Here is a 12557-nt window from a genome sequence, read left to right as displayed (position 1 = left end):
GAAATGGTTGAGGTGATTATCGATCTTGGAGACAACATATTATCAGCTATTAGAGATTAAAACGACATCTACGGATGAAGAAATAAAAAGAGCATATTTTAAAATAATAAAGCAATACCCGGTGGACCAATATCCTGAAGAATTCAAAGCCATTCGGATTGCGTATGATACATTACGAAATGCACAAACTCGTAAAGAGTACGATATGAAAATGATTCACGGAGACCTGGTTGAACAGCTTCAAAAAGAAGCGATGGATGCCTACTCCGTTGATGACTTTGAGAAGGCAAAGCGATTGTTTAAAGAAGTCTTATCAATCGTGCCAATGCAAACGGAAATACGAAATTACTATGCTTTGAGCTTTCTATTCTCAGAGGAATATAATCAAGCCCTTCAGCAGTTTAGGATTGTTGTTCAGGAAGAGCCTGAAAATGTAACCTATCAACTCAATTATGGGAACGCACTTGAGAATTCCGGACGAGAAGATGAAGCCATTCGCCATTATAAGAAAATGTATATTATGTGGCCAGATGAAATGAATCCGTTGTTTGCGTTAGTTGATCTTTATTTAAATCGAGATGAAGATGACAAAGCACTCAAAACTCTAGACCAGGCCATTTCAAGCCAAGAAAAAACAGAAAGCTTTCATGTTTTTTACTATCTAGCAAAGCGGATTAAAGTGTCCGTTCTTTTACGAAATCAAATCGAGTTAACGAAGTCCATCAAGCTTTGTAAAAATCTGCTCGACAAGCATGAGTCAGAACGAGGGAAGATGCTCAGCGATTTAACAGACCTTGCTCTTGATTTATATGACCGCAAGCTGTACGGATACGCGAAGCCAATCCTAGAGTTCATTCAAAAGGAGCGGATTGAACCCAACGAAAAGTTTGATTCATTAGTAGAGGAAACGAACAATCGTGCAAATGTGTATGATGAATTTGAGATGCTTGAGCGGGACGAAAAGGTCATGAAGTGGGTAAAGAATATCTTTATCCTTTACCTCCATGGTAATGATTTTACGGAAGAAGAGTTTAATGAGTACAGCAATACAGCCTACAATAACTTACACGACAGCTCCTTTTACAATCCAAAAGAAACGTTAAAGTCGATTAAGCGAGTACTCATTAAATACCCGCATCTCTATGAAACGAGAGAAAAAGCGTTAGCGGATTTTATGGCGACCTGTAAAGAGGCGATTCAATGTGAGGAAGAGTTTGAACGCCTAAAAGATGACTATGATGTTTGCCATCCAATCAAACGGTTAATTGCGTATTACCTCATTTATTTCGATTCGGATGAGGAGAAAAAGGAAATGTTTGAATCGATTAAGGCCGATATGATTGATGAATCTGATCGTTCACTGAGACGATCGGTCAATCGGTTAGAGATGCAGTATCCGTCTCTATTCAACCTTAATGAATCGTTCTTTCGTGACCTTCAGTAGAATGAGGAGGGACCAGCATGGACCAAACAAGGCTAGAGATGTTGTTTGAATCAATGAATGCACTTGATAAGGAAATAAGGGAAGCGATAGTTGCCGAGGACACGTCACTTGTGCATTATCATCTGTTCAGAGCGTACCGACTTATCGAGAAAGTACAATTGGAAAACAAGCACTCCCTTTTGCCGTTTTACCAATTCCTAAGTAAATGGCATCAGCGACTTGCTCAGATGTACGAAGGAAAAGGCTATATCGAAGAAGCGGAACGTGAGTGGCTTTCGGCGATATCGTTTCATGTTGGTGAAACCGACCAAAACCCATATATTCAATATGCGCACAGCACGCTAGCAGCACAGAACCTGTCTGTGAGTCGTGAAATAAAGGAGCATATGCCCTATATTTCCCTTGAAAACCTAAGTAGTGTTCAAACGGCATTACGAAAAGCAAAGTTTTCATTGAAAACAGCCGTTACGAAGTCAGCCATCAATGACTCAACAAGCTATATTCTTGGCTGGATTGACGAAATGGAAAAAGCCCTTGAAGCAAGAGACGACTTAAAAAGCGATGAGGCCCATGAGTTCACAAAACCGGTTGTTGAGGATGTGTTAAGGGAGCTAGATTCCTACATCGGTCTCGAAAAGGTAAAACAACGAGTTCGTGAAATTTGTAATCTGGTTATCTTTAATCAACTGCGACAAGAACAAGGGTTGAAGGTGAATCAGCCAAGTCTACACATGGTCTTCAGTGGTAATCCAGGTACAGGAAAGACGTCAATTGCGCGCATTATCGCCAAGGTGTTTAAAGCATTAGGCGTCTTGAAAAAAGGCCATCTCGTGGAAGTGGGGCGAGCTGATTTAGTAGGGGAGTATGTCGGACATACCGCTGTGAAAACTCTCGGAAAGCTCAAGGAAGCGCGAGAAGGTGTGTTGTTTATTGATGAAGCCTATTCGCTTGTACGTGGACAAGGCAATGACTTCGGGATTGAAGCAATTGATACGATTGTGAAGGAAATGGAAGACAAGCGAAAAGAGCTTGTGATTATTTTAGCCGGGTATCCGAATGAAATGGACCGTTTCTTACAATCGAATCCTGGGCTACAATCGCGCTTTAATAGTCATATTATGTTCGACGATTATAGCATTGATGAACTCCTTGAAATCGGCAAAATCATGCTTCAGCAAAAACAATATCAAATGACGGATGAAGCATCGGTCGTGTTTCGGAAGATTCTCATTCAACGGGTACGTGAAAATCCGAAAAGCCATGGAAATGGCCGACTTGTACGTAACATCATTGAGGAAGCCATTCTCTGTAAAGCCAATTATGTGGTGACCTGTAAGCAACAAAACCTTCCATATGGCCAGCTCGACGAAATCGAAAAGGTGATTATGCAGATGGTGTTAAGCAATATGAATACATTAGATGATGCGGAAAAAGTCGTAAAAGGAAATTATCAAATAGATCCAAGGGGGCTGATTAATTGAGTTCAAGATATGGACCAGATCCCTTTGAACAATTAGAGCAGTTTAAAAGAATGTCCGCAGAGGATATTGGAAAGAACACACATGCAGTCATTATCAGAATAACGGGTCATCAGCAAAGTAACACGTTAAATACGTCCCATTATTTTGAACAACCAAAGCTGATTCCTTTAATTAAGCCTTTTGATAAAAAAAAGCTAGCAAGGAAAAAACCATCTCATTTCGAGGCAGCCAGAAGCATCGTAGCCTATCAAAATCTTGTCTGTAAGGTAATGGTTTTAAACCTACACAAGCAGGTGATTGATGGGATTCAATATTGTAAGTTATTACTTCAATATAAGCTGACTAGCGAAGATTTCCCAATCGCCAAATGGGAGCAGGAATTAGAACGTGTAGAACAGCAGTTAATCAATAAACTACCAACGTATTTTGAGGAAGGAGTGAACATCTTGAGCGCGACCACACAAGAAATACTGGAGCTTGAGAAAGAAAAGCTACAGCCGTTAGAAGAGTTTTACTATAATCCTAGTGAAGGTCAGCCTGATTTTGTGACTGGGCTTAAAGAATCGTTAGCCGAATTACAGGAGCAAATCAAAGGTGACTTTAAAAATAGCAACAGGATGACATATAAGCTCATGCAGGAGTTTCAACAGCAATTAGAAGAGTTTAGTGAAGTGTCTAGTGAAGATCAAGGAAGTAAGATTGAAGAAATTAAGCAAGAATCGCTTAAACATATCGAAAAGATGAAGCTTGTGGCGATTGAGATTTTTGACATGCTTGACCTTGTCTACCAAGCGACATTGAAAGTAAACGAAACAACATGGAGTAAAGAGATTGAAGCGGCGATTACGAAAATTATTACATTGCTTGAAGCACATGGAATTGCTGAAATCCCGGTAAAAGGACTACTAGTAGACGGAAAAATAATGGAAGTCATTGGGACTGTGTCGCAGAATGATGTACAAGTACCAATGCAGAAATATGAAGTGTATGCGGTCCATCAACGTGGATTTATGGACAAGTCTACTGGTAGAGTATTACGAAAAGCGAGTGTAACTTCAGTACTATAAGATGTTGTTCAAAAAGTCCGGTGAAAATGACACATCGCTAGAGGATCTTCGACTAAATACCGACACGTCCTGTGTCGAACGTCGAAGTCACCACATCCTGTGGAAGTTCGTTGGCTTGTTTTTCCGTTCCTTGGAAAAGAAGAGCGCTTTTCCTGCGTGCAAGAACGTTTGCTCACGTATTAACTACATACGTTCCGCTACGCAGGAGCTGCGCCGCCTCGAACTTTCGACGCACAGGATGTGCTAGTGTCGGCGTCGCCACAGGACGTGGCGTCCTAGCCGACGGGTCCTTTTCATCCTCCTTTTTGAACACGCACTATAAAACATTAAAAAGTGGGGGAACCAATAATGGCAGTTATCGGTATAGATTTAGGTACAACAAACTCAGCAGTAGCATACTTAAAAGGTGAAAAACCAGAAATTATTCCTAATACAGAGGGAGGACGTACAACTCCTTCGGTATTCCAACTTAGTATTAATGAAGAAATTACGATTGGACAAAATGCGAAGACGGCTATGCCAGGAATTCCTGATCGTACGGCAATTGAAGTAAAACGTCTAATGGGAACAGATGAAACAATTACAGTAGGTGGAGAAAGCTATCGCCCGGAAGTTATTTCTGCTCATATCTTAACTTATTTAAAGAAAAGTGCAGAAGAATATTTAGGAGAAGTGGTAACGGAAGCAGTTGTTACAGTACCGGCGTATTTTACTGACTCTCAGCGTAAGGCTACTCAAAAAGCAGGAGAAATTGCTGGGCTAAAAGTAGAACGCATTATTAACGAACCTACTGCAGCAGCGATTGCCTATGGTCTGGAAAACCTTGATAAAAACCAACATATTCTTGTGTATGACCTTGGTGGAGGTACCTTCGACGTTTCCGTTGTTGAGATTTTCGAAGGTGTTGTTGAGGTAAAAGCGAGTGCGGGTGATAACAACCTTGGTGGGGTAGACTTTGACAACGCCCTAACAGATTGGATCATCGAAAACTTCAAACAACAAGAAGGTATTGATTTATTCAATATTGGGTCGCCAGAAGAAATCAACCAACGTAAGGCACGAATTAAGCTTGAAGCAGAAAATATTAAGAAAAGCCTATCAAGTCAAACGAACGTAACGATTAACATCCCATTTATCGCGATCCACAATAATGCTCCAGTCAGTGTGAACATGAGCATTACTAGAGAGGAATTTGAAGCGTTAATTAAGGATATGGCTTTAAAAACACTCGTTGAGGTGGACAAAGCACTAGAAGATTCTCGTCTAGGGGTAACCGGTATTGATGAAGTTCTACTAGTTGGGGGTTCAACTCGAATTCCATTGATTCAAAAGCTTGTAGAAGAGAAGTTTGGTAAAAAGGCAAAGAAAGATATTAACCCTGATGAAGCTGTAGCACTAGGTGCGGCAGTACAAGCTGGTATCAAAACAGGTCAGATTGATACATCAAAAGGAATCATGGTTATTGATGTATGTCCATACACACTTGGTACAGAGGTTGTGAGACAAATCGGTGGCCAAACAGTTCCAGGTTTCTTTGACCCAATCATTCCTAGAAACAGTACAATCCCAATCACAGAGAGCAAGAGATATTACACTGTTAGTGATAACCAAACAAGTGTTAATGTGAATGTGTTCCAAGGTGATAATCAATATACCGATCAAAATATCTTCCTGTCTGATTTTGTTCTAGAAGGAATCCCTGCAGGACCAAGTGGACAAGAAGCGATTGATGTTAAATTCTCTTATGACATTAATGGTACGCTTCAAGTCGAAGCAACGATTGTAAGCACTGGCAAGAAGGCTTCTGCAATCGTGAAAACACAAGCAGGAACGATGACTGAGCAAGAAGTGAGCGCTGCTAAAGCACAAGTTGAAAAAGACTACCAGCAGTCAGAGCTCTACAAAGAGGTTAAGAGTGTGATTACCCGTGGTGAGCGCATGTTGAATACAGTCGAAGGAATGGAGAAAGAAAAATTAATGTCCCTCCTTCAAAATATTAAAATTGCGTTAGAGAAAAACGATCGTGGCTTAGTTCAAAAATATGAGGAAGAGCTAACAGATCTCTTGATTGAATTAGTATAGGGGTTGTACGATGAAACAACTATCTAGAAAGTATAACCAAGCAATCGAACTTATAAAGGAAGACCGGCTGGAGGAAGCAAAAGGGTTGTTAGCATCCCTTTTGGCTTCCGCTCCTTTTCATTCTCATACAAACTGGAGTGCGGGTTTAGTTGAAATCATGATGGGAAACCCTTTAACGGGGCTAACCTATTGGGAGCGAGTCGATGAAAAAGACTTTCCACAACTGCCAGAGAGAAGAGAACAGGTTCTTTCCACATTAGGCGCGTATGAAGAAGTCCGTAGTGTCTACAATCTCGCGTTGTCATTACTAAAGGAAAAAAGAGGAGAAGAAGCAGAAGGTTGTCTTTCACCATTGCTTCAACGCCCATCTCTTATTCCATTACCGCAAGATGTGTATCGTCTTTATATGATTCTACTAATAGAAAACGGGAAGAAAGAGCAGGCCTTTGACTTTTTCTCAAAGGCTCCTGTTTCGATTCAAAAGGCACCATCGTTTAAGTCCTTCATTCAGGCTGTAAAAGGTGAAGTGCTTACTGAAAAGATTGATGCTGAACGAGAAAGAGCGAAGGAATTAGCAATTCAACGTAAGAAAAAGCGCAGTAAAAAACAGCTTGTCATAACAGCAGGTGTGGCTGCAGCGGTGCTAATCGGCGGCGTGTATGTAGGTACAAGAGATTGGAATACTGTTCCTGTTAATCAAGCGGTTTCGTCAACTACAGATCAAACAGAAGACGTAAATAAAGCGGAATTTGAACAAAAAATAGCCGAGCTAGAATCAAAGCTTACGAATGTTGAATCCGAAAAAGAAAGCTTAAAGCAAGAACTGGAGTTAGAATTAGCCAAGGTATCACAATATGAAACGACCGAGGCTTTATATGAAAAAGCAAATCTTGATGTAGGCTCTTTACGCAAAAAGGAAGCTCGACAAGCGTTTAATAGCGGGTACTCATTATATAAAGCTGGTGATTTTGCTGGTGCAAAGGAAAAGTTTGAGGTCAGTTATCAACTAGACTCATCAGAGTATTACAGTGATGACAGCCTATACTATTTCATTCAAACCCAGAAACAAGTAGGAAATCTTACTGGAGACTCAGAGTGGTTCCAGCACTTTTTCAACTCGGAATCTCAACACTTTGTTGAGTCACCATATCGTGATGATCTCCTAGTCCTTCAAGCGGATGCTTTTTACCGTGAAGGGAAGAACGAAGATGCATTAGCCATTCTTACAAAGGTCCAAGAACAGTTCCCTACCGAATGGACTGCTAATTATGCAAAGAAGCTAGCAAAGGTCATCCAAGAAGGATAATCAAATTCACGACCCAACTTACACCATGAATACAGACTACGAAATAGAAACGCATCATTAGCGGGGGCAATGATATGAATCTGGAAAACTACTACAGAACTTTAGGTGTTTCTGAGAATGCTACAGATGTAGAAATCAAAAAGGCCTATGTAATAAAGATTAGACAATTTCCGAACGAAACGCATCCTGAAGAATTTCAACAGCTTACCAAAGCTTACAAGACCTTGTATGACCCGGAACAGCGTACTCATTATGATGCTTGGCTTGAAGAGCAACGCGCTGTCACTAGGATTTCAACCGAAGGACCAGTTAATACTGGTCATAGAACGCAGACTCACACAGAACAAGAAAGTCCTTCACGACCGACTGTCGTTCATCAAGAACAACCTAAGGAACAACCGGATGTCGTACCGCCTACAAATCAAAAAGCTAAAAAGAAACGACCCATCCTAAGTATCCTTCTGGCATGTGCAGCGCTCTTCATACTGTACACCATTTTTGCACCGTCAGAGGATAACTCCGAATCTAGTCAACCTGTTGTAGAGGAGGTTGACTCTTCGGTAGAAGAGATGGAACCGGAGGACACAACTGAAGTTACGGATGTACCTGTAGAGGAACCTGAGCCTGTTGAAACGGCGATAGTGGAAATCACCCCAGATCTTGAACGAAACGTAGAAGACTTTCTATACCAGTACTTTCAAGCCTCTGTAGATGTGATTAACGGTCAAGACTTTGTCGCAGTTGAACGGTTTTTAGATCCAATCGGGAAAAAGCTGGAAGAGCAGCGTACCTACACAAATTATCTGTTGGAAAAAGGAACGACCGAAGAATTTGTGAGCATGGTGGTCCAGGATTTGCATGTAAACGATGAGTTAATAGTCGCAACAACTGAAGAGGTTTATGTCATCAATTACGCGGACGGTAGTGCAAAACGGAAAGGCTTTGAAAGTCAATATCACCTCAGACAGGTAGGCGAGCAGTTGCTTGTCAATGAATTACTCTATACAAACGAATTAAGTAGTGAAGACATCAGAGGTCCAGAACCAACTGTTGATGTATATAGTGTTGAACAATTTATGCATCAGTATTTGGCGGATAGTGTATATGCCATAAACTATCAGGATTTCACGTATGCAGAACCGTATCTAGCACCAAACAGTACTCGATTTAGTGAGCAATTGGAATACACAAATTACCTTATTGATAAGGGAATCACTGAAGAGCTGTTAGAGTATGAACTCGTTTCTGTAGAAGAAATCGGAGATGCGACGTATGAAGTAACGACTAGAGAAGCATATACAATTTATTACAGCGATGGCTCGTCTTCTTATAAGCGTTTTGAAAGCAGATTTCATATCATCGAAACAGGTAGTGGATTTGAAGTATCTCAATTAATTTACACAAACGAAATTCAATAGAGTTGATTTTGTTGATAAGGAGAAGTTGTGAAGTCCGCAGCTTCTCCTTATTCGATTAGTAAGGGGAGGCGACCATCATATGCATACAGAGGTAACGAAGTCAGCAACATTTCTTATTGTGCCATTTGCTTATGATATGGAGTATAAGGAAGCAGTCACAACCATCAATCACGATTATTTTAAACAAACCGAACTCAAGACGGAGCGCCTTTTTGAACATGTTGAAAAGCTCGTTTCGAACGGGAATCATCCTGAAACGATCGGACGTCATTTTGTGATGACGCAAAAAGCTCGTTCGAAATTTGGCTTGCCAAATAAAAATGACTTACTGCTAACACTGCAAACGAAATCCGATCAATATAAATATAGTATCCCATCAATAGAGTTGTACTTATTTGAAACTCAGGTAGGCTTTTGGGTAATAAAACTTGGCTTTCCTGAAGGCACACATATCGATACCTTAATTGAAACCATCTATTATGCGAAAAAACTAGAGCAATTCGAGTACGATTTATATTTTACGAAGAGGACTGGAAAGGACGAGGTTACTGAGCAACATGTACATATGGGGTCGTTGATTAGTGAGTTATCCCAGTCATTTCAGGTATCATCTTATTTTGAAGGAACGGACAATCCAACACATGCACTCGTCTATAGTTCAGCCAAAATGAATGATGAAGTAGAAAATAAATCACTCTTAACTTCTTATCTGTTTCAATTGCGGAGAAGCTTTAAATCTACTTATAAGCCAAGTGTTGTTGAAAAAGACTTTGATAAGAACCCTGGTCTATTAGCGTTATTCGATAACAGTTATTGGGGAATCTCATTTGAGGGATTGGCGAATATTGTTACAAAAACAGACGACTCAAGAACAGAAGAGTTCTTTGTTTCAGGCTATATGCATCAAATTGAGACCACATATTTCTATATTTATATCCTTGCGCTTCATCAAAAATATGCGCTCTTACGCTTATCCAATGTTGCCTCTAAGCTATCCTACGATCTCGAGCAAGTAGGCGAGGAAAACTATACGGAGCAGAACCTGCTTATATCTAAGCTTCGGAATCAAATCGTCAGGTTTATGCTAAGAAGTTCCTATAATCAGGTTACCAATATCACGCATTACGGGCATTTATATGAAATGATCCGGGAAAATCTACGAATAAATGACTTATTTGATGAGCTTCATGATGAATTAGATGCATTATCGTCTTATACTGATGCGGCAGAAAAAAGAATGCATTTAATTGAAGAACAAGAAAAGAAGGTCGCGACAGAAAAGTTTAATAACAAAATTACGGCGATCACTCTCTTTTTCCTCCCAGTAACCGTCATTACCGGATTCTTCGGAATGAACTTAGATTTCATAACCGATATAGCTGAGCATTGGTGGCTGTTACTTCTATCAACTTTTGTTATCTACCTATTTGTTGTCGTTTGGATGAATGAAAATAAATAGGTCGTACTAGCTTCATCGTAACTTATTATGTGAGTATAACGAACAATATGGTAAAATTTTGTTAATAGAAAAGGAAGTGAAGAGTAAAATGGGGAAAAAGAGCATCTTTCATTTTATTGGTGATTTTTCAAGCCAGTTAGAGGAGTCCGCATTACGAGTGGAGGCTCTCTTATGGGATCAACCACAGGTTGCGTTAACGCAGGCGCGTTTATTTGGAGAACTAATCGTCAAGATGATTTTTGAACAAGAAAACATGACTGAGAGTTTTACACATACCCAAGTTCAAAAGGTTCGAATGCTATATAGCCAAGATATCATCCAGGATGACATCTATAAGAAGCTAGAGTTCATTCGAAAAAATGGGAATATCGCAGCACATCAAGTGGTTGAGATGGACCAAGAAATCGCAAAAGAAGCACACCGTACGATATTCGATTTAGGCGTCTGGTATGCGGAAGTCTATGTGAGCCATACATTTACGGCACCATCATATGAGTTGCCTTCTACAGATAAGCCGGACTTTGATGGGATGAAGCAATGGATGGAAGAGTACATAAAGGAAACTCAACAACAGATTAAAGAAATCGAGCAACAGCTCAACGAGTTGAAGGAAGAAAAGAAACAGCAACCAGTTAGTAAGGAGAAGAGGAATCCTATCCGTAAAGAGACGAAAAATACGAGTAGCGTGGTTCCGCTAGAAAGATTCCAAGCAACCTTTGAAAATGCACATTTTACACTTATGAATCTTTCAAAAAAAGCCGCTGAATTTCAATTCGAGGATTTCAAAACGGGGTATGTCTATTTACTAGATAATGTGACGCCAACGATTGCTGTTCACCCTTTGTTAGTAGAACAAGGGAAATTATTAGAAGATATACAGCCAAAACCACGTAAAAGTACAGCATTACGACGTTTTCCGAGAAAAGAGGAAGATGGCCAACTTAAATCAAACCATGGCTATATGTTCACATTCCAAACAGCTGGTGAACTAGTGGCCTTGTTACAACGAGTTGTTGATGTGATTAAGCTAGAAACTGTACATAGTTAGAAGGAATAGAAGCCGACCTGAAAGTAGGGTTGGCTTTTTTTGTCTTAGTACTATTTTTGAGTTCATAAAGTGGAATTTTCACTTACGACATAGGGCAGATTTACAATAATACATGTAGGTATTATTATCGGTGAATTTGAACTAGTCTGTGTATTTTACAATATATAAAAAAATGAAAATGACTACCGATAAATAGAAAGTAGGAAAATTCGTTTCATACCGCAAGTTGCTTATTCATTTTCAATAACGTCTCTCCCTTTTTAAATGTCGCCACCATTCCAGTGACAAATAGTACCATTATTGGAAAAAGAATTTACTATGGTAGAAATTTGTCGAAAGTATTGGAAAGTTGTCGAAAATCTGTATAATAGCGGTATGGAAGTAGTGCATTTGTACTACATAAAAAATTCTGAATAGGTGAATTTATTGCAAGGTTCAAGCTATCAATAAATATCTATTGAAGCTTAGTCTAATAAAATAAAGTGAAGCACTTTTAAGGGAGGTGAAAAAGGTGACGGTGACAGATCCATTAGTAGTAAAAGTAGGGATGTACCATGAGTTTCAGCCGATTATGAATGTAAAGGAAAATAAACCATTGGGTTTTGAGGCATTAGTTCGGTCGAACGTATTGCCCAATCCCGCCTATATATTTCGGGTTGCTAGAGAATCTGGGAAACTCTATGAAATGGATTGTGCTTCTATCCAATTAGCTATAGAAACTTATCTTGCCGATGGTTATACATCAGAGGATGGCAAACTTTTTTTAAATATTTTACCTTCTACTATTTTACATGATAGCTTTTTAGATTTCGTGAAGGAACTTGTGAAAAAGAATGATTTAAGTAATCAAGAAATTATCTTAGAGATTTCCGAATCTGAGGAAATTGGGGATTTTAAGACGTTTGTCAATAGAACTTCACTATTAAAAGAATTAGACTTCAAAATTGCAATTGATGATTGCGGGAGCGGTTATTCTGATATTAAGAATTTTATAGAATTAGATCCGCATTATTTGAAATTAGACCGTTATTTTTCCAAAGAACTTGCAGCATGTGATAAGAAAGTAGAATTAATTAAGTCCGTAATGGGTTTTGTGGAGAAATTTAATAGCGAGCTTATTTTAGAAGGGTTAGAAAGGGAAGTGGACCTAGAGATAGTACGCTCGATGGGAATCGAATATGCACAAGGATATTTATTAGGTAGACCAGCTTCTCTAAAGGCCAAAGTGGTATCCACAGCGTATTAATATATA

General features: G+C 39.5%; 9 protein-coding genes. All 9 read left to right on the top strand.

Going from position 1 to position 12557, the window contains the following annotated elements; genetic code table 11:
• Positions 1-25: 25 nt before the first annotated feature.
• The 9 genes from CZ490_RS15380 to CZ490_RS15340 all read left to right on the top strand — a co-directional run bounded on the left by CZ490_RS15380 (position 26) and on the right by CZ490_RS15340 (position 12551).
• Positions 26-1444, top strand: a complete 1419-nt coding sequence (locus CZ490_RS15380) for a J domain-containing protein (RefSeq protein WP_142255389.1) — start codon at positions 26-28, stop codon at positions 1442-1444.
• Between the two features lie 17 nt (positions 1445-1461).
• Positions 1462-2925 carry an AAA family ATPase gene (locus tag CZ490_RS15375; RefSeq protein WP_077619719.1) on the top strand — a complete coding sequence of 488 codons (1464 nt, stop codon included), beginning with the start codon at positions 1462-1464 and terminating at the stop codon, positions 2923-2925.
• On the top strand, positions 2922-3992 hold the full coding sequence (gene grpE, locus CZ490_RS15370; protein WP_077619718.1) for a nucleotide exchange factor GrpE: 1071 nt from the start codon (positions 2922-2924) through the stop codon (positions 3990-3992). The genes CZ490_RS15375 and grpE overlap by 4 nt, the downstream gene beginning before the upstream one ends.
• 348 nt (positions 3993-4340) lie before the next feature.
• Entirely contained in the window at positions 4341-6074 is a 1734-nt protein-coding gene (locus CZ490_RS15365; RefSeq protein ID WP_077619717.1) for an Hsp70 family protein, read from the top strand.
• Positions 6075-6084: 10 nt separating this feature from the next.
• Positions 6085-7380 (top strand): tetratricopeptide repeat protein, encoded by a 1296-nt coding sequence (locus CZ490_RS15360; protein ID WP_077619716.1) that lies wholly within the window; start codon positions 6085-6087, stop codon positions 7378-7380.
• 74 nt (positions 7381-7454) lie between these two features.
• Positions 7455-8798, top strand: a complete 1344-nt coding sequence (locus CZ490_RS15355; protein WP_077619715.1) for a J domain-containing protein — start codon at positions 7455-7457, stop codon at positions 8796-8798.
• 79 nt (positions 8799-8877) lie between these two features.
• On the top strand, positions 8878-10257 hold the full coding sequence (locus CZ490_RS15350) for a CorA family divalent cation transporter (RefSeq protein ID WP_077619714.1): 1380 nt from the start codon (positions 8878-8880) through the stop codon (positions 10255-10257).
• Between the two features lie 88 nt (positions 10258-10345).
• The gene (locus CZ490_RS15345; protein WP_077619713.1) at positions 10346-11305 is read left to right on the top strand and encodes a DUF4145 domain-containing protein; all 960 of its coding nucleotides are present in this window, start codon (positions 10346-10348) and stop codon (positions 11303-11305) included.
• Between the two features lie 511 nt (positions 11306-11816).
• Positions 11817-12551, top strand: a complete 735-nt coding sequence (locus CZ490_RS15340; protein WP_077619712.1) for an EAL domain-containing protein — start codon at positions 11817-11819, stop codon at positions 12549-12551.
• Positions 12552-12557: the final 6 nt, after the last annotated feature.

It is taken from the genome of Litchfieldia sinesaloumensis (genome assembly GCF_900156865.1).
GTDB lineage: Bacteria > Bacillota > Bacilli > Bacillales > Bacillaceae_L > Ferdinandcohnia > Ferdinandcohnia sinesaloumensis.
The sequence above is the reverse complement of the archived record's forward strand: the minus strand, read 5'-3'. Positions and strand labels throughout refer to the sequence as shown.